Annotated in this window: 16 protein-coding genes; 14 read left to right on the forward strand and 2 right to left on the reverse strand. The window is 72.9% G+C overall.

The annotated features are described in order from the left end of the window. Nucleotides 1-13: 13 nt before the first annotated feature. Complete coding sequence (locus BMW67_RS06725) at nucleotides 14-280, reverse strand: hypothetical protein (protein WP_072746289.1); 267 nt, start codon at nucleotides 278-280, stop codon at nucleotides 14-16. A 393-nt stretch (nucleotides 281-673) separates the two neighbouring features. On the opposite strand from BMW67_RS06725, the gene hmgA reads away from it, so the two are divergent. From hmgA to rnr, 14 genes are all read left to right on the forward strand, one after another. Beyond that, complete coding sequence (hmgA, locus tag BMW67_RS06730) at nucleotides 674-2,038, forward strand: homogentisate 1,2-dioxygenase (protein WP_072746288.1); 1,365 nt, start codon at nucleotides 674-676, stop codon at nucleotides 2,036-2,038. Beyond that, nucleotides 2,035-2,940 carry an MBL fold metallo-hydrolase gene (locus tag BMW67_RS06735; RefSeq protein WP_072746287.1) on the forward strand — a complete coding sequence of 302 codons (906 nt, stop codon included), beginning with the start codon at nucleotides 2,035-2,037 and terminating at the stop codon, nucleotides 2,938-2,940. The genes hmgA and BMW67_RS06735 overlap by 4 nt, the downstream gene beginning before the upstream one ends. Then, on the forward strand, nucleotides 2,937-4,220 hold the full coding sequence (gene fahA / locus BMW67_RS06740; RefSeq protein ID WP_072746286.1) for a fumarylacetoacetase: 1,284 nt from the start codon (nucleotides 2,937-2,939) through the stop codon (nucleotides 4,218-4,220). The genes BMW67_RS06735 and fahA overlap by 4 nt, the downstream gene beginning before the upstream one ends. Before the next feature lie 87 nt (nucleotides 4,221-4,307). After that, on the forward strand, nucleotides 4,308-5,258 hold the full coding sequence (locus tag BMW67_RS06745; protein WP_072746285.1) for an MBL fold metallo-hydrolase: 951 nt from the start codon (nucleotides 4,308-4,310) through the stop codon (nucleotides 5,256-5,258). A gap of 57 nt (nucleotides 5,259-5,315) precedes the next feature. Beyond that, complete coding sequence (locus tag BMW67_RS06750) at nucleotides 5,316-6,911, forward strand: FAD-dependent oxidoreductase (RefSeq protein ID WP_072746284.1); 1,596 nt, start codon at nucleotides 5,316-5,318, stop codon at nucleotides 6,909-6,911. Continuing rightward, a complete protein-coding gene (locus BMW67_RS06755; protein ID WP_072746283.1) occupies nucleotides 6,908-7,111 on the forward strand; it encodes a DUF2783 domain-containing protein in 204 nt (67 codons plus the stop codon). Before BMW67_RS06750 ends, BMW67_RS06755 begins: the two co-directional genes overlap by 4 nt. 513 nt (nucleotides 7,112-7,624) lie before the next feature. After that, nucleotides 7,625-8,623: an aspartate carbamoyltransferase catalytic subunit gene (locus BMW67_RS06760; protein WP_072746282.1), complete on the forward strand. Its 999-nt coding sequence runs from the start codon at nucleotides 7,625-7,627 to the stop codon at nucleotides 8,621-8,623. Next, nucleotides 8,620-9,930: a dihydroorotase gene (gene pyrC, locus BMW67_RS06765; protein ID WP_072746281.1), complete on the forward strand. Its 1,311-nt coding sequence runs from the start codon at nucleotides 8,620-8,622 to the stop codon at nucleotides 9,928-9,930. The genes BMW67_RS06760 and pyrC overlap by 4 nt, the downstream gene beginning before the upstream one ends. Next, on the forward strand, nucleotides 9,927-10,580 hold the full coding sequence (gene plsY, locus BMW67_RS06770) for a glycerol-3-phosphate 1-O-acyltransferase PlsY (protein ID WP_083581142.1): 654 nt from the start codon (nucleotides 9,927-9,929) through the stop codon (nucleotides 10,578-10,580). Before pyrC ends, plsY begins: the two co-directional genes overlap by 4 nt. 50 nt (nucleotides 10,581-10,630) lie before the next feature. Then, nucleotides 10,631-11,791: a DNA-processing protein DprA gene (gene dprA, locus BMW67_RS06775; RefSeq protein ID WP_072746280.1), complete on the forward strand. Its 1,161-nt coding sequence runs from the start codon at nucleotides 10,631-10,633 to the stop codon at nucleotides 11,789-11,791. A 107-nt stretch (nucleotides 11,792-11,898) separates the two neighbouring features. Further along, complete coding sequence (gene topA, locus BMW67_RS06780) at nucleotides 11,899-14,439, forward strand: type I DNA topoisomerase (protein ID WP_245728473.1); 2,541 nt, start codon at nucleotides 11,899-11,901, stop codon at nucleotides 14,437-14,439. 6 nt (nucleotides 14,440-14,445) lie between these two features. Beyond that, nucleotides 14,446-14,778 carry a topoisomerase C-terminal repeat-containing protein gene (locus BMW67_RS15960; RefSeq protein ID WP_256598366.1) on the forward strand — a complete coding sequence of 111 codons (333 nt, stop codon included), beginning with the start codon at nucleotides 14,446-14,448 and terminating at the stop codon, nucleotides 14,776-14,778. Between the two features lie 3 nt (nucleotides 14,779-14,781). After that, a complete protein-coding gene (locus BMW67_RS06785) occupies nucleotides 14,782-15,750 on the forward strand; it encodes a CE1 family esterase (protein ID WP_072746279.1) in 969 nt (322 codons plus the stop codon). 13 nt (nucleotides 15,751-15,763) lie between these two features. After that, nucleotides 15,764-18,034 carry a ribonuclease R gene (gene rnr, locus BMW67_RS06790; RefSeq protein ID WP_072746278.1) on the forward strand — a complete coding sequence of 757 codons (2,271 nt, stop codon included), beginning with the start codon at nucleotides 15,764-15,766 and terminating at the stop codon, nucleotides 18,032-18,034. Between the two features lie 182 nt (nucleotides 18,035-18,216). On the opposite strand, the gene BMW67_RS06795 is transcribed toward rnr, so the two are convergent. Then, nucleotides 18,217-18,561 (reverse strand): DUF2794 domain-containing protein, encoded by a 345-nt coding sequence (locus BMW67_RS06795; protein WP_072746579.1) that lies wholly within the window; start codon nucleotides 18,559-18,561, stop codon nucleotides 18,217-18,219. Between the last annotated feature and the right edge of the window lie 173 nt (nucleotides 18,562-18,734).

Here is an 18,734-nt window from a genome sequence, read left to right on the forward strand (position 1 = left end):
TTTTTCGAGGGGGTTACTGACGGAATCGGCGAGTGCGACGTGCGGCGGTGATGATCTGATCGCCGTCGCCGACGATCACATACGCGCCGCAATAGCGCCCGAGCCTGTCCCGTCGCGTGCGATCGCCGTCGGCGGCCAGATCGATCGCTTGACGGTCGAGCGTCAGGCTCGCGGCGCCCCTCGAGTGACGAGGGGTTCCGAATTCGTAGATCGTGGCGACGACATCGAGCGGCAGGCATCGCTTTCGAGCGCGATATTCGGCGTGGCGTGTGAGTTGCATGGCCCCTCCTTGAGATTATGGTGATAACATATCGCTAACATTTTTTAGCGCAACAAGGAAAGTGATACGGATAACTCATCAACTGCCTGTTTCCGTGTTATGTTGCCTTCGTGCAACAGCGGCGGCCTATGCGGCTGTCTGGCGGTTGCGAGCTGAAGGCCGCCGGCGGCTGGGCTGGCGATCCTGGCCATGGCGCATCGGCTTTTCATGATCCTGCGGTTCGGCGTGGGCGCTGACGCCGGCTCGGCCCGGCGCGATCCGTGACGGCGGCGGCGGCCGGCCGTCGGACCAAGGGGGCGGTCGCCTTCGCCGCTTGACATCGTTGCAAATGCAACGTTACCGTTCCCCCGAGGCCGGCCCAGCGTCGCCGGCCAGGTCACCGGGGAGAGAGCGATGAACGTCAATGCCGCCTCGCGCGAGATGGTGCGCGCGCCCAGCGCCATCGGCACGACCGAGGGCTACATGCCCGGCTTCGGAAACGACTTCGAGACCGAGGCGCTGCCCGGCGCGCTGCCGCGCGGGCAGAACAGCCCGCAAAAGTGCAATTACGGCCTTTACGGCGAGCAGCTTTCGGGCACCGCCTTCACCGCGCCCAGCCACCAGAACGAGCGCACCTGGTGCTACCGCATCCGCCCGTCGGTCAAGCATGTGGGGCGGTTCTCGCGCATCGAGCTGCCCTACTGGAAGACGGCGCCGCACATCGTGCCCGACGTGGTCTCGATGGGGCAGTTCCGCTGGGATCCGGCGCCGCTGACGGACGAGAAGCTGACCTGGCTGACGGGCATGCGCACCATGACCACGGCGGGCGACGTGCACACCCAGACCGGCATGGCCAGCCACATCTACCTGGTCACCGAGTCGATGGTGGACGATTACTTCTACTCGGCCGACAGCGAGCTTCTGGTCGTGCCCCAGCAGGGGCGGCTGAGGTTCTGCACCGAGCTCGGGATCATCGATCTCGAACCCAAGGAGATCGCGATCATCCCGCGCGGGCTGGTCTACCGGGTCGAGCTGCTCGAGGGGCCGGCGCGCGGCTTCGTGTGCGAGAATTACGGCCAGAAGTTCGAGCTGCCCGGCCGCGGTCCCATCGGCGCCAACTGCATGGCCAACCGGCGCGACTTCAAGACCCCCGTCGCCGCCTTCGAGGACCGCGAGGTTCCCTCGACCGTGACCGTCAAGTGGTGCGGCCAGTTCCACCGCTGCGAGATCGGCCATTCGCCGCTGGACGTGGTCGCCTGGCATGGCAACTATGCGCCGTGCAAGTATGACCTGCGCAACTACTGCCCCATCGGCGCGATCCTGTTCGACCACCCCGACCCGTCGATCTTCACCGTGCTGACCGCGCCCTCGGGCGTGCCGGGAACGGCCAACATCGATTTCGTGCTGTTCCGCGAGCGCTGGATGGTCATGGAGCACACCTTCCGTCCGCCCTGGTATCACAAGAACATCATGTCCGAGCTGATGGGCAACATCTACGGCCAGTATGACGCCAAGCCCCACGGCTTCGTGCCCGGCGGGATGAGCCTGCACAACATGATGCTGCCCCACGGCCCGGACCGCGAAGCCTTCGAGAAGGCCTCGAACGCCGATCTCGTTCCCGAGAAGCTGGACAACACCATGTCCTTCATGTTCGAGACGCGCTTCCCCCAGCAGCTGACCGAATACGCCGCCCGCGAGGCGCCCCTGCAGGACGATTACGTCGATTGCTGGAACGGGCTCGAGAAGAAGTTCGACGGCACGCCGGGCGTCAAGCCATGAGCGCATGGGTCGCGCTTCTGGGCGCCAAGGGCGGGCCGGCCATCCGGCCGGGCTCGTCCATGCCCACCTCCAGCCTCGCGCGGCTGGGCGGGCGGCTGGCGCTGATCGACGCGGGGCTGGGCGCGGCGGCGGGGGTGACGCGCCAGGGCGTGGAGCTGACGGCGCTCGACCTGATCGTCGTCACGCATCTGCACTCGGACCATGTGCTGGAGCTGGGGCCGCTGATCCACACCGCCTGGACGGCGGGCCTGCGGCGCCCGCTGACGGTGCTCGGCCCGCCCGGGCTGGCGCGGGCGTGGGAGGGCTTCGTCGCCTCGATGGCCTGGGACATCGACCTGCGCATCGCCGACGAGGGGCGCCCCGATCTGAGCGATCTGGTGCGCATCGAGACGCTGCGCGAGGACGCGGCGCACGAGTTCGGCCCGCTGCGGCTGCGCGCCATGCGCAACGATCATCCCCCCGTGCGCGACAGCTTCGCCCTGCGGCTCGAGGCCGAGGGCCTGGCGGTCGTCTTTTCGGGCGACACGGCCCCGATGGAGCGGATGGCCGACTTCGCCGCCGGCGCCGACCTTCTGGTGCACGAGGCGCTGCTGGAAGAGGCGGTGGACGCGCTGTGCGCGCGGGTCGGCAACGGCGACGAGCGCCTGCGCGCCCACATCATGCGCAGCCACACCCGCGCCGAGGACGCGGCGCGCATCGCCGCCCGCGCCGGGGTGCGGGCGCTGGCGCTCAACCACCTGATCCCGGCCGACGATCCGGCCTATGACGAATCGCACTGGCGCGCGGCGGTCGCGCCGCACTGGAGCGGGCCGCTGCACATCGCCCGCGACGGTCTGCGCATCGATCTTGGCCCGCAGGGTGCGGGCGGCGCGGCCGGGCTGACGACAGGAGAGACGATTTGAGTCTTGAGCAAAGCTGGGTCGAGAGCGCCAACGCCCGCGACCACGACTTCCCCATCCAGAACCTGCCCTACGGCGTGTTTTCGCCGCTCGACCGGCCCGACGCGCCGCCGCGCTGCTGCGTGGCGATCGGCGACATGGCGCTGGACCTCGCCGCGATCGAGGAGGCGGGGCTCTTGCGCCCGGGCGGCGCGCGGGGGGTGTTCGCGGCGCCCGCGCTCAACGACTTCATGGCGCTGGGGCCGGCGGCCTGGGAGGCGGCGCGCGCGCGGCTGACCGACCTTTTGCGCGAGGGGGGCGCGCGCGATCTGCGCGACGACGCGGCGCTGCGCGCGCGCGCGCTGGTTCCGCTGTCGCGCGCGCGCATGCATCTGCCCTTCCGCGTCGCCGGCTACACCGACTTCTATGCCGGGCGCCAGCACGCGTGGAACGTGGGCGTGATGTTCCGCGGCCCCGAGAACGCGCTGCCGCCCAACTGGCTGCACATGCCCATCGGCTACAACGGCCGCGCCTCGACGGTGGTGGTGTCGGGAACCGAGCTGCGCCGGCCGCTCGGCCAGCTCAAGGGGCCGGACGACGCCGCCCCGCGCCTCGGCCCGTCCGAGCGGCTGGACTTCGAGCTCGAGATGGGCGCGGTGGTCGGCGTCGGCAATCCCATGGGCCGGCCAGTCAGCGTCTCCGAGGCCGACGAGATGATCTTCGGCCATGTGCTGCTCAACGACTGGTCGGCGCGCGACATCCAGGTGTGGGAGTATCAGCCCCTGGGCCCCTTCCAGGCCAAGGCCTTCGCGACCACGATCAGCCCCTGGGTGGTGACGCGCGCCGCGCTCGAGCCCTTCCGCGCGCCCTCGCCCCCGCGCGAGAAGCCGCTTCTGCCCTATCTGCACGAGCCCGGCCCCATGCTGCACGACGTGCGCCTCGAGGTGGCGCTGGCGCCCGAGGGCGGCGAAGAGACCGTGATCAGCCGCACCAGCAGCCGCGAGCTCTACTACTCGTCCGCGCAGCAGCTGGCCCATCATGCCCTGTGCGGGTGCGCGATGCAGACGGGCGATCTTCTGGGCTCGGGCACCATTTCGGGACCCGAGCGCGACTCGTTCGGCTCGCTGCTCGAACTGACCTGGGGCGGGAAGGAGCCGCTGACGCTGAAGGGCGGCGCGCGGCGCGCCTTCCTGCAGGATGGCGACGCGGTCGTCATGCGCGGCTGGGCGCAGGGCGAGGGCTGGCGCGTGGGCTTCGGCGAATGCGCGGGCCGCATCCTGCCCGCGCCCGATTTCGCGGGCTGAGCCCGGCCGACCCGACCGCGCCCGCATCCGCGCGGGCGCGGGGCAGGCGGCCGACGCATGGCCGCGCGACGAGAAGGGAGAGAACTCATGGCCAAGGCGTTCGCTTCGCAAGGCGACCTTGAGGAAAAGAAGACCAGCTTCACCGAGATCGGCCGCGGCCTGTGGGCCTTCACCGCCGAGGGCGACCCCAATTCGGGCGTCATCATCGGCGACGACTCGGTGATGGTGATCGAGGCGCAGGCCACGCCGCGCCTGGCGCGCAAGGTGATCGACGAGATCCGCAAGGTCACGGACAAGCCCATCACGCACCTGGTGCTGACCCACTACCACGCGGTGCGCGTGCTGGGGGCCTCGGCCTACGGGGCGGGGCAGGTGATCATGTCCGACAAGGCCCGCGCCATGGTGGCCGAGCGCGGCAAGGAGGACTGGGAAAGCGAGTTCGCCCGCTTTCCGCGCCTGTTCCAGGGGCATGAGAGCATTCCCGGCCTGACCTGGCCCACCACCACCTTCTCGGACCGCATGACGGTGTATCTGGGCAAGCGCAAGGTCGAGCTGATGCATCTGGGCCGCGCGCACACCGCCGGCGACATCGTCGCCTGGGTCCCGGACGAGGGGGTGATGTTCACCGGCGACATCGTCGAATACCGCTCGGCCTGCTATTGCGGCGACGGGCATTTCGCCGACTGGGGGCGCACGCTCGACCGCATCGCCGCCTTCGCGCCGCAGTCCATCGCGCCGGGGCGCGGCGACGCGCTGGTCGGCCCCGACATGGTCGCCGCCGCCATCGAAAGCACGCGCGACTTCGTCGACAGCACCTATCGCCCGGTCGAGCGCGTCGTGGCCCGCGGCGGCTCGCTGCGCGAGGCCTGGGAGGCGGTGCGCGCGGCCTGCGATCCCAAATTCGCCGACTACGCCATCTACGAGCATTGCCTGCCCTTCAACGTCGCGCGCGCCTATGACGAGGCGCAGGGCATCGACACGCCCCGCATCTGGACCGCGCAGCGCGACCGCGAGATGTGGGACGCCCTGCAGGGCTGAGCGCGGCGGCCGGGGGCGCGCGCAGCTCCCGGCCCGCACCGAGCCGAGGAGGAAGCCGTGCGCTACGAATACAAGGAATTCCCATACGAGACGCCGCCCGCGCTGCGCGGCGCCCCCGAGCCGCGCCGCCCCGTGGCGATCGTGGGGGCGGGGCCGGTGGGCCTGGCCCTGGCCATCGACCTGGCGCTGCGCGGCGTGCCCAGCGTGGTGCTTGACGACAACAACGTCGTCTCGGTGGGCTCGCGCGCCATCTGCTGGTCCAAGCGCACGCTCGAGATCTTCGACCGCCTGGGCGTGGGCGAGCGCATGGTCGAAAAGGGCGTGACCTGGAAGGTCGGGCGCACCTATCACGGCGAGCGCGAGGTCTGGTCCTTCGACCTTCTGCCCGAGGAAGGGCACAAGATGCCCGCCTTCATCAACCTTCAGCAGTATTACGTCGAGGAATACCTGGTCGATCGCTGCCGCGATTTTCCCGAGCTGATCGAGCTGCGCTTCAAGAACCGCGTCGTCGCGCTCGAGCAGGGCGAGGACGGCGTGGCGCTGACCGTCGAGACCCCCGACGGAACCTATCGCCTCGAGGCCGACTGGGTCGTCGCCTGCGACGGCGCGCGCAGCCCCTTGCGCGCCATGCTGGGGCTGGAATTCGAGGGCGTGCTGTTCGAAGAGCGCTTCCTCATCGCCGACATCGAGATGAAGGCCGACTTCCCCGCCGAGCGCCGCTTCTGGTTCGAGCCGACCTTCCATTCGGGCCAGTCGGCGCTGATGCACAAGCAGCCCGACGACATCTGGCGCATCGACCTGCAGCTGGGCTGGGACGCCGACCCCGAGCAGGAGAACCGCCCCGAGCGCATCATCCCGCGCATCCGCAAGGTGGTGGGCGATCGGCCCTTCGAGCTGGACTGGAGCTCGATCTACACCTTCCAGTGCCGGCGGCTCGAACGCTTCGTGCATGGGCGGGCGATCTTCGCCGGCGACAGCGCGCACATCGTCAGCCCCTTCGGCGCGCGCGGCGGCAATGGCGGGGTGCAGGACGTGGACAATCTGGGCTGGAAGCTGGCGGCGGCGATCCAGGGCCGGGCCGGGCCTGGCCTTCTGCCCAGCTACAGCGACGAGCGCGTGCAGGCGGCGGACGAGAACATCCTCAACTCGTCGCGCTCGACCAACTTCATGACCCCCAAGACCCCGGTCGAGCGCCTGTTCCGCGACCAGGTCCTGCGCCTGGCGTCCGAGGCGCCCTTCGCGCGGCGCATGGTCAATTCGGGGCGGCTCTCGACGCCGTGCGTGCATGACGGCTCGGCGCTCAACGGTCCCGACGACCCCGCGCTGCCGGCGGTCTCGCGCCCGGGCGCGCCGGCGCCCGACGCGCCGGCGCCCTGGGGCTGGCTGCTCGATCGGCTGGGCCGCGGCTTCGCGCTGCTGGCGCTGGGCGAGGCCGCGCCGCCGCCCGCGCCGGAAGGGGTCGAGACGCTGCGCATCCCGCAGCCTTCGGACGAGATGCGCGCCCGCTGGCTGGGCGAGGCGCCGGGGGCGATCTGCCTGATCCGCCCCGATCAGCATGTGGCCGCGCGCTGGACCGCGTGCGACGGCGCGCAGCTGGCGCGCGCGCTCGACCGCGCCATGGGCCGCGCGCCGCGGCAGGAGGACGAGGCATGAGCAAGCTGGCCGCCGATCCCAACATCGCCGATCCCGACGGCTTCTACGCGCGTCTGCTCGAGGCGCATCGCGGGCTGTCCGAGGACGAAAGCCATGCGCTGAACGCGCGGCTGGTGCTGATCCTGGCGAACCACATCGGCGACGAGGCCGTTCTGGACGAGGCGCTGGCGCTGGCGCGCCGCCTGGCCGAGCCGGGCTGAGCCCGCCGGGCGCCGGCGACGCGACGTCAAGCGGCGCGCGAAGCCCCGCGCCCTTGCGCGGGGGCGCATCCGGCGCCTAGATGGGGCATGTCCCGCGGACGCGCGGCGCGGCCGGTCCGCTCCTTGCGCGGCGCGCGCCGGGGCCGCATGGCGTCGCCGTGACGGCGCCGGCCCCTGGCGCGTCAGGTCCGCTTGCCGCGACGCGGGGCGGGTCCCGCCTTCGCCCCCCAACGAAGGCGGGACCTTTTCGTTCGCCTGCGCCCTGCGGCGGCCGCCCCCGGCGCCGCATCGCGGGTCCCGCGCGACGTTCCCGCCATCGCGCGCATCGTGCGCCGTCCGGCATGGCGCGCGGCGACCGAGCCGGCGCCTTGCGCGCGCCATTCGCCGCGGCGCCTTGCGCGCCGCACTTGCCCGCGCGCCCGCGCCCGGCCTATAGCTGCGCCCAGCGACGCCCGGGCAGGACCGCGCCCGGCCCGCGCGCAGACCAGATCACGCCCGGCACGGAGCTCCGCCATGACCAGCGCCTCGCCCGACGCCGCGCCGCCCGACGGGGCCGCGCCCGCCTTCGCCCATCGCCGCCTTCTGGGCATCGAGGGGCTGAGCCGCGACGACGTGACCGCGATCCTCGATCTGGCCGACCGCTACGTCGCCCAGAACCGCCGCGCCGACAAGAAGATCGACGCGCTGCGCGGCATGACGCAGATCAACCTGTTCTTCGAGAACTCGACCCGCACCCAGGCCAGCTTCGAGATCGCCGGCAAGCGCCTCGGGGCGGACGTGATGAACATGTCGCTGCAAACCTCGTCCATCAAGAAGGGCGAGACGCTGCTCGACACCGCCGCGACGCTCAACGCCATGCACCCTGACATCATCGTCGTGCGCCACCAGCATTCGGGCGCGGTGGCGCTGCTGGCGCAGAAGGTCAACTGCGCGGTGGTGAACGCCGGCGACGGCCGGCACGAGCACCCGACCCAGGCCCTGCTCGACGCGCTGACCATCCGCCGCCGCAAGGGCCGCCTGCGCCGGCTGACCGTGGCCATCTGCGGCGACGTCGCGCACAGCCGCGTCGCGCGCTCGAACATGATCCTGCTCGGGCTGATGGACAACCGCGTGCGCCTCGCCGCGCCGCCGACCCTGCTGCCGCCCGATGTCGGCCGCTACGGGGTCGAGGTCTTTCACGACATGGAAGAGGCCCTCGAGGGGGCGGATGTGGTGATGATGCTGCGCCTGCAGAAAGAGCGCATGGACGGCGCCTACGTGCCCTCGCAGCGCGAGTATTTCCACCGCTACGGGCTGGACCACCGCAAGCTGGCGCGCGCGCGACCCGATGCGATCGTGATGCATCCGGGGCCGATGAACCGCGGCGTCGAGATCGACAGCCTCGTGGCCGACGACATCGACCGTTCGGTCATCGCGGAGCAGGTCGAGATGGGCGTGGCCGTGCGCATGGCGGTGCTGGACCTGCTGGCGCGCAACATCCGCGCCGAGCGCGCGCAGGAGGCCGCCCGATGACCGCCCGCACCCTGCTGACCGACGCCCGGCTGATCGACCCCGAGGCGGGAACCGAGACGCGCGGCGACCTTCTGATCGAGAACGGCCGCATCGCGCGGCTTGGCGCGGGGCTGGCCGCGGCCATGGCCGACGCCCCCGATCTGCGCCGCATCGACTGCGCCGGGCGCGCGCTGGCGCCGGGCATCGTTGACATGCGCGTCTTCATCGGCGAGCCGGGCGCGCGCCATCGCGAAAGCTACCGCACCGGGGGCCTCGCGGCCGCCGCCGGCGGGGTGACCACCATCGTCGCCCAGCCCGACACCGAGCCGCCGGTCGACGATCCGGCGGTGATCGAGTTCATCGCCCGCCGCGCCGCCGAGGTCTGCCCCGTGCGCGTGCGCGTGATGGGCGCGCTGACCCGCGGCCTTCAGGGGCGGCAGATGTCCGAGATGGGCTTCCTGCAGGACGCCGGGGCGGTCGCCTTCACCGACGCCGACCGGCCCGTGGCCGACCCCACGGTGATGGCGCGCTGCATGCGCTACGCCGCGTCTCTGGGCGCGCTGGTGGTCCATCATCCGCAAGAGCCGCATTTCGCCCGCGCCGGCTGCGCGACGGCGGGCTTCTTCTCGACCAAGCTGGGGCTGCCGGGCGTGCCCGCCATGGCCGAGCGCATGATGCTCGAGCGCGACCTGGCGCTGGTCGAGATGACGGGCGTGCGCTACCACGCCGACATGCTCTCGACCCGCGGCGCGCTCGAGGCGCTGCGCCGCGCGCGCGCGCAGGGCCTGCCGGTCACGGCGGCCGCCTCGGTGCATCACCTGACGCTCAACGAGTTCGACATCGCCGACTACCGCACCTTCTTCAAGTTCGACCCGCCGCTGCGCGCTGAAGAGGACCGCGCCGCGCTGGTCGAGGCCGTGGCCGAGGGGCTGATCGACGTGATCGTGTCGTCGCATCTGCCCCAGGATGAAGAGCTCAAGCGCCTGCCCTTCGAGCAGGCCGCCCCCGGCGCCGTGGGGCTCGAGACGCTTCTGCCGGCGGCCTTGCAGATGGTCCATGCGGGCGCGATGGACCTGCCGACGCTGTTCCGCCGCCTCAGCCTGGCGCCGGCGCGTCTGCTGGGGCTGGACTGCGGGCGCCTTGCGCCGGGCGCGCCGGCCGATCTGGTGCTGTTCGACCCCGACGCGCCCTGGGTGCTGGACCGCGCGCGGCTGCGCTCGCGCTCCAAGAACACGCCCTTCGATCTGCGCCGGATGCAGGGGCGGGTGCTGGCGACCTTCGTGGGCGGGAGGCAGGTGTTCGACCGCGCGGCGGAGGAGGCGGCATGATCCCCGAATGGCTGCGCGCGCTTTTGGGCCAGGCGGCGGCGCCGGGGCTTGACGAGGCCGCGCCCTACCTCGCGGCGGCCTTCGCCGCGGGGTATCTGCTGGGCGCGATCCCCTTCGGCGTGGTCATCGCGCGGCTGATGGGGCTGGGCGATCTGCGCAAGATCGGTTCGGGCAACATCGGCGCGACCAACGTGCTGCGCGCCGGCGGCAAGGGCGCGGCGGCCGCGACCCTGGCGCTGGACGCGGGCAAGGGCGCGGCGGCGGCGCTGCTCTTTGCAGGCTGGGGCCCGGACGCCCAGGTTCTGGCGGGGGCGGGGGCCTTCGTCGGGCATCTGTTCCCGGTCTGGCTGCGCTTTCGCGGCGGCAAGGGGGTGGCGACCTTTCTGGGGCTGATCCTGGCGCTGGATCCCCTGGCCGGGCTTGGCGCCTGCGCGGTGTGGCTGGCGGTCGCCGCGCTGACGCGGATCTCATCCGCGGCGGGGCTTGCGGCCACGGCTTCGGGGCCGCTGTGGCTGTGGGCGCTGGGCGATCTGCACGCGGTGCTGGTCGCGGCGGTCCTGGCCGCGCTCAGCTGGCTGCGGCACCGCGACAACATCCGCCGCCTGGCGCGCGGCGAGGAAAGCCGCATCAGCCTGAAGCGCCGCCGTTAACGGGGGCTTAACCGAGTCGGGGGCCTTCTGTCGGCGACAGGAGGATCCCCATGCAGGTTCGCTTCGACTTCGCCGCCGCCCGCCCCGCGCCCCAGGATCGCCCCATCGACGTCATCCGCCTTGCGCGCAGCCGCAATGTGGGCCCGGCCACCTTCCGCGCGCTTCTCGCCCGGCACGGATCGGCGCGCAAGGCGCTGGCCGCGCTGCCCGAGCTTGCCGGGCGGGGCGGCGCGCGCGCCTACGAGGTCTGCCCCGAGGACGCCGCGGCGCGCGAGCTGGCGGCGGCCGAGGCGGCGGGGGCGAAGCTGCTGGCGCTGGGCGCGCCGGATTATCCGGCGGCGCTGGCGCAGATCCCCGATCCGCCGCCCATCCTGTGGGCGATCGGGCGGGTCGAGCTGCTGGCGCGGCCCTGCGTGGCGATCGTGGGCGCGCGCAACGCCTCGGCGCTTGGCCAGCGCCTGGCGCGCGGCCTGGCGGCCGAGCTGGGGGCGGCCGGCTGGACGGTGGTTTCCGGCCTGGCCCGGGGGATCGACGCGGCCGCCCATGCCGGCGCGCTGGCCACCGGCACGGTGGCGGCGACGGCCGGCGGCGCCGACAAGGACCCCGCCTTCGAGACCGCCGAGCTGGCCCGGCGCATGCGCCGCGAAGGCCTCGTCCTGTCCGAGCAGCCCATGGGCGCCGAGCCGCAGGCGCCGCATTTTCCCCGCCGCAACCGCATCATCTCGGGCCTGTCGCGGGGGGTGGCGCTGATCGAGGCGGCCGAGCGTTCGGGCTCGATCATCACCGCGCGCTGCGCGCTCGAGCAGGGGCGCGAGGTGATGTGCGTGCCCGGAACGCCCCTCGATCCGCGTTCGGGCGGCTGCAACGCCCTGATCCGCGAGGGCGCGACGCTGATCCGCTCGGCCGAGGACGTGATGGAGGCGCTGGGCATGGTGCTGACGCCCGAGCGCGCGCCCGACTCCCCCGACGCCGGCCTGACCGAGGCCGGCGCCGCCTTCGCCCGCGCCCGGCCCGCGCCCGAACCCTGCGCCGATGCGCGGCTGCGCGCGGATGTGGCGCGGCTGCTCAACCTTTCCCCGGTCGAGGAGAACGAGCTTGCCCGCCTGACCGGCGCCAGCCTCGGCGCTCTCGCCGACGCCCTGCTCGAGCTCGAGCTGGCGGGGCGGCTCGAGCGTCTGCCGGGCGGTCTTCTGGCCCTTGCGCCGCGCTGAGGCGGCGGGCGGGGGCGGCGGCGCGCGACGGACGGGCGATTGACAAGGGCCCCGCCCCTCGCCCATGGTCCGCCGCCGAAGCCCGCATTCCCAGGAGCCGCGAACGCATGGCCGTCGTCGTCGTCGAGTCCCCCGCCAAAGCCAAGACCATCAACAAGTATCTTGGCGAGGGCTACAAGGTGCTGGCCTCGTACGGCCATGTGCGCGACCTGCCGCCCAAGGACGGCTCGGTGGACCCCGATCGCGACTTCGAGATGATCTGGGAGGTCGACCCCCAGTCGGCCAAGCGCGTGCGCGAGATCGCCGAGGCGCTGCGCGAGGACAACGAGCTGATCCTCGCCACCGACCCCGACCGCGAGGGCGAGGCGATCTCGTGGCACCTGCTCGAGGCGCTGCGCAAGCGCCGCGCGCTCAGGAAGGACACGCCGGTCGAGCGGGTGGTGTTCAACGCCATCACCAAGGCCGCGGTCGCCGAGGCGATGAAGAACCCGCGCCAGGTGGACATGGAGCTGGTGCACGCCTACCTGGCGCGCCGGGCGCTCGACTATCTGGTGGGCTTCAACCTGTCGCCCGTCCTCTGGCGCAAGCTGCCGGGGGCCAGGTCGGCCGGGCGCGTGCAGTCGGTCGCGCTGCGGCTGATCGTCGAGCGCGAGATGGAGATCGAGGCCTTCCGTCCGCGCGAATACTGGTCGGTGCGCGCCGCCTTGCGCACGCCGCGCGGGGCGAGCTTCGAGGCGCGCCTGAGCGAGCTGGGCGGGCGCAGGCTGGAAAAGTTCGATCTCGACGCCGCGCCCAAGGCCGAGCTGGCCGCCGCCGCCGTGGCCTCGCGCCCGCTGCGCGTCGTCTCGGTCGAGGCCAAGCCCGCGCAGCGCAACCCTTCGCCGCCCTTCATGACCTCGACGCTTCAGCAGGAGGCCAGCCGCAAGTTCGGCATGGGCGCGCAGCAGACCATGCGCGCGGCCCAGCGGCTCTACGAGTCCGGCTACATCACCTACATGCGCACCGACGGCATCGACATGGCGCCCGAGGCCGTCGCCGCCGCCCGCCGCGAGATCGCCGAGCGCTGGGGCGAGGCCTATGTGCCCAAGTCCCCGCGCATCTACAAGAACAAGGCCAAGAACGCCCAGGAGGCGCATGAGTGCATTCGCCCCACCGACATGGCGCTGGACGCCGAGCGCCTGGCCGGCATGGGGCCCGATGAGCGGCGTCTTTACGACCTGATCTGGAAGCGCACCTTGGCCAGCCAGATGGAGGCGGCCCGGCTCGAGCGCACCACGGTCGAGATCCGCTCGGACGACGGCGAGGTGGGGCTGCGCGCCACGGGTCAGGTGCTGCTCTTCGACGGTTTCCTGAAGGTTTACGCCGAGGGGCGCGACGACGATCTCGAGGACGAGGACGAGCGCCGCCTGCCCGCGATCCACGAGGGCGACGCCCTGACGCTGGCCGAGGGCGCGCTGCGCGCCGAGTTCGACCGCGTCGCGCAGGCCGAGACGGACGGCGCCGGCGCGCCCGGCCAGGGGGCCGAGGCCGCCCCGCTCCGCGCCGAGGGCGCGCTGCTGGCCGGAGCGGGCGCGGTTCTGGCCCAGCGGCACTTCACCCAGCCGCCGCCGCGCTACACCGAGGCGACGCTGGTCAAGCGGATGGAAGAGCTGGGCATCGGCCGACCCTCCACCTACGCCTCGATCGTCACCACGATCCAGGAGCGCGGCTATGTGCGCAAGGAGAAGAACCGCCTGATCCCCGAGGACAAGGGGCGGCTGGTCATCGCCTTTCTTGAAAACTACTTCCGCCGCTACGTCTCCTACGACTTCACCGCCCGCCTCGAAGAGGATCTCGACCTTGTCGCCGCCGGGCAGGAGGACTGGAAGGCGCTGCTCTCGGCCTTCTGGCGCGACTTCTCGGCCGCCATCGCGGAAACGAAGGACCTGACGATCACCGAGGTGCTCGAGAAGATCAACGAGGTCCTCGCCCCGCATCTGTTCCCTCCGCGCCCCGACGGCGGCGATCCGCGCCTGTGCCCCCATTGCGGGCAGGGACGGCTGTCGCTGCGCACCAGCCGCGCTGGCGGGGCGTTCATCGGCTGCTCGAACTATCCCGAATGCCGCTACACCCGGCCCCTGGCCGGCGAGGTCGAGGGCGGCGACATGGCCGGCCCGGACGGCAAGCTGCTGGGCCATGACGAGCACGGCGTGCCGGTCACGCTGCGCGTCGGGCGCTTCGGCCCCTATGTGCAGCTGGGCGAGCAGGAGCCCGGCTCGGATCAGAAGCCCAAGCGCGCCTCGCTGCCCAAGGGGCTTGCGCCCGAGGCGGTGGATCTTGAAAAGGCGCTGGCGCTGTTGTCGCTGCCGCGCGTGATCGGCGAGCATCCCGAGGGCGGGCGCGTCGAGGCGGCGATCGGCCGTTACGGCCCCTACGTCATGCACGAGACCGTCGACGAGAACGGCAAGCCGCGCCGCATCTACGCCAATCTCAAGGACCCGGACGAGGTCTTCTCGATCGGCATGAACCGCGCCGTCGAGCTGATCGCGCAAAAGGCGGCGGGCGGGCGCGGGCGCGCGGCGGCCGAGCCGCTGCGCGTGCTGGGCGAGCACCCCGAGGGCGATGCCGTGGCGCTGCATGACGGGCGCTACGGCCCCTATGTGAAGTAGCGCAAGATCAACGCGACGCTGCCCAAGGATCTGCCGCCCGAGCAGGTGACGCTCGAGCGCGCGCTCGAACTCATCGCCGAAAAGGCCGCGCGCTCGCCGGCGGGCAGGAAGGCGGCGAAGAAGGCCGCCGGCGCCGCCAAGCCGGCCAGGAAGGCCGCGGCGAAGAAGCCGGCGACGAAGGCCGCCGACGAGAAGACCGCGACGAAGAAGGCCGCCGAGAAAAAGACCGCGACGAAGAAGAAGGCCGCGCCGAAGAAGGCCGCCGCGAAGGCCTCGTCCGCGAAGGCCTCGTCCGCCAAGGCCGAAGACCCGGCGCCGGACGGCGCGGCGGACGGCTGAGCGGTGTCGGCGCCGGCCCGCCTGCTCCGGCGCCTTTGCGCGGCGCTTGCGGCGGCGGCGCTGGGGCTGGCGGCGTCGCCGGTCGGCGCGCGGGCCGACGCGGCGCCCGAGATTCGGCTCGAGAAGCGCGCCGTCGGGCAGGGCGCCGCCGCCCGGCGCTGGTGGCTCGAGCGCGCGCGGCCGGCCGAGGGCGCGCCCCCCGCGCCGGCCCCGGTGCTGGTGGCGCTGCACGACGCGGGCGGCTCGGCCAGCGATCTGCGCAGGACGGCGCGGTTCTCCTTGGCGCGGCGCGGCTGGCTGGTCGTCTATCCCGAGGCCGCGGGGCCCGAGCGCGCGTGGAATGTCGGGCGCAAGACGGCGGCGGGGTTGGCGCGCAAGGGGGCCGACGACGTCGGCTTCATCGCCGCCATCGTCGCGGCGCTGCGCGACGAGGGGCTGGCCGACCCCTCGCGGCTGTTCCTTGCCGGCATGGGCGAGGGGGGGCTCATGGCGCTGCGGCTGACCTGCGCGCCCGGCCCGGTCTGGCGCGGGGCGGCGGCGGTGATGGGCGGCTGGCCGCCGGACCTTGTCTGCGACCAGGGCAGGCCGACGCCCGTCCTTCTGTTCAACGCCTCGCTCGATCCGGTGCAGCCGCTGCATGGCGGGCGCGCGCCGCCGGGGTTGCGCGCGGGCTCGGGCGCGGCGGCGTCGGTGGCGCGCACGGCGGCCAATATCGGCGCGCGCAACGGCTGCGCGGGGTTCGAGACGCGCTTTCTGCCCGCTCCGCCGCCCTTGCGCGTCGAGCTGCGCGCGCATCGCTGCGCGACGCCCTTCGAACAGGTCATCATCCACGGCGCCGGGCGGCGCTGGCCGGGCGCGCCCGAGCCCGCCGACGCGCGCGCGCGCGGCCTTGGCCCGCCCGCCCCTGTCCCCGACGCCACGGCGATGATCGAGGCCATGTTCTTGTCGCTCGCCAATCAGGGCCGCCCATGATAGGCCGCGATCCATGAGCAGACCCTTTCCGACCAAGCAAGAGATCCTCGATTGGATCCGCGACAATCCCGGCGCGGCCGGCAAGCGCGACATCGCCCGCGCCTTCGGCCTCAAGGGCCCGGCGCGGGTCGAGCTCAAGCGCCTGCTCAAGGAGATGGCCGCCGAGGGCCTGCTGGAGAAGCGCCCGCGCCGGGCGCTCGCGCCCAAGGGGCACATGCCCTCGGTCGCCGTGCTGATCGCGCTCGAGCCCGACGCCTCGGGCGACCTGTTTCTCGAGCCGCAGGGCTGGGAATCGGACGACCCGCCCCCGCGCATCCTGTTCGTGCCGCGCAAGGGCGATCCCGCGCCCGGGCCGGGCGACCGGCTGCTGTGCCGCCTGACGCGCGTGCATGATCTGGACCACGCCTACGAGGCGCGGCTGATCCGGCGCATCGGCGCGGGGGCGCGGCGCATGCTGGGCGTGTTCCGCGCCGGTCCCGACCATGCCCGCGTCGAGCCCATCGCCAAGGGCGACGCGCATGTCTGGATGGTTCCGCCCGGCGCCGAGAACGGCGCGCGCGACGGCGAACTGGTGCGCGCCGAGGCGCTGGACGGCCCGCGCGCGCACCATCTGGGCCTGCCGCGCGCGCGGGTGATCGAGCGTCTGGGCGATCCGTTCGCCGCGCGCTCGGTCTCGCTGATCGCGATCCACGAGCACGGCATTCCGCTGGACTTCCCGCAGGAGGCCGAGGACGAGGCCCGCGCCGCCCGCCCCGTCGGCCCCGAGGGGCGCGAGGATCTGCGCCACCTGCCGCTTCTGACCATCGACCCGGCCGACGCGCGCGACCATGACGACGCCGTCTGCGCCATGCTCGACGACGACCCGGCCAACCCGGGCGGGCATGTGGTGTGGGTGGCCATCGCCGACGTCGCGCATTACGTGCGCCCGGGCTCGGCCCTTGACCGCGAGGCGCGGCGGCGCGGCAACTCGACCTATTTCCCCGACCGCGTGGCGCCCATGCTGCCCGAGGCGCTGTCGGCGGATCTGTGCTCGCTGCACGAGGGGGCGGACCGGCCCTGCATCGCGGTGCGCATGACGCTGGATGCGTCGGGCGAGCGGCGCGGCCACCGCTTCGTGCGCGCGATCATGCGCTCGGCCGCCTCGCTCAGCTACGAGCAGGCGCAGGCGCTCGAAGACGGGCGGGCCGATCCCGCCCTGGCGCCGCTCGAAGGGCCGGTGCGGGCGCTGTTCGCCGCCTGGCGCGCCGCCGACAAGGCCCGCGCGCGCCGCGCGCCGCTGGCGCTGGACCTGCCCGAACGCAAGGTCGTCCTCAGCCCCGAGGGCGAGGTCGAGCAGATCACCTTCCGCGAGCGCTTCGACGCCCACCGGGTGATCGAGGAGTTCATGATCCTGGCCAATGTCTGCGCCGCCGAGACGCTCGAGCGCAAGCGCCGCCCGCTGATCTACCGCGTGCACGAAGAGCCGGGCCCCGACAAGATGGACGCGCTGCGCGAGCAGGCCGAGGCCTGCGGCCTGGTCTTTCCCAAGGGGCAGGTCCTGCGCACGCGCGACTTCAACCGCTTGCTCGAGCAGGCGGCGGGCGGCGAGTGCGCCGAGCTGATCAACCTGGCGGTGCTGCGCGCGCAGACGCAGGCCTATTACGCGCCCGAGAATCTGGGCCATTTCGGTCTGAACCTGCCGCGCTATGCGCATTTCACCTCGCCCATCCGGCGCTATGCCGACCTGACGGTGCATCGGGCGCTGATCTCGGCCCATGGCTGGGGGCCCGATCCGCGGCGCGACGGCGCCACGCTGGAAGAGCAGGAGTCGCTGAAGGAGACGGCCGAGCACATCTCGTTCACCGAGCGGCGCTCGATGACGGCCGAGCGCGACACCATCGACCGCTACCTGGCCGCCTTCCTGAAGGATCGCGTGGGCGAGGTGTTCGAGGGGCGCATATCGGGCGTGGCGCGCTTCGGGCTGTTCGTGAAGCTGGACGAGACGGGGGCCGACGCGCTCGTGCCGATCTCGTCGCTGGGGCGCGAGTATTTCGTCCACGATCCCGAGGCGCAGACCCTGACGGGCGAGCGCACCGGCCGCGTCATCGGCCTTGGCCAGCGCGTGACCGTGCGCCTGCGCGAGGCGATGCCCGTGACGGGCGGCATCGTGTGCGACCTGCTCTCGGTCGAGGGCGGCGCGCTGGCGGGCGGGGGGCGGCGCGGCAAGGCGCGGGGCAAGGCGCCGCGGCGCAAGCTGGTCAAGGAGCGCGTGCGGCGCGCCAAGATTCCCCGCCGCCGGCCCTGAGGCGCGCGGGCGGCGCGGCGCCGACTTGCGATGTTCCGGCCGCGATGGCCGGCTGCGGGCGCGGGCGGCGGCGCCTTCGGCCGTCCGGCTGCGCGCGGCCCCGGGCCTTGGGCGCGTGCGCGCATGGGGCCCCGGGCGTCCGCCCGGCCCCTGGCCGCGGGGCGGCGCGCCGGCCCGCGGCTTCAGCGCCCGTCGAGCGCGCGCATCAGCTTGCGGTCGAACACGCGCATCACCTGCCGCAGGTCGTGCCCGCGCCGCAGGATGCGCCCATCCATGCCGATCACCGCGTAGGCGCCTTGCCGGGCCGCAAGGCGCGGGCGTTTCTCGATCCGATAGATCGGGTGTTCGGCCGCGCGGCGAAAGATTGAGAACACCGCCGCCTCGCGCAGATGCGAGATGGCGTAGTCCCGCCACTCGCCCGCCGCGACCATGCGCCCGTAAACGGCCAGGATCGTCGCCAGCTCGGCGCGCTGGAAGGCCACCGGCTCGGCGCGCGCGGGCCCGCCGCCGCCGCCCGGCCCCGACATGATGTGAAGCTCGCCGCCGCTCATGCCTTCAGCATGGGCGCGGCGGGCCGTCGGGGCAAGGCCGCGGCGGCGCCGGCACGCGGAAATCGCGCGCGCCGCCGCGCCGCCGGCGCGCTTGCGCCTTGCCATTCGCGCCGGGCGGGGACATCGTCCGACGGTCTGCGGCGCGCCGG

Source organism: Oceanicella actignis, from assembly GCF_900111545.1.
GTDB classification, from domain to species: domain Bacteria; phylum Pseudomonadota; class Alphaproteobacteria; order Rhodobacterales; family Rhodobacteraceae; genus Oceanicella; species Oceanicella actignis.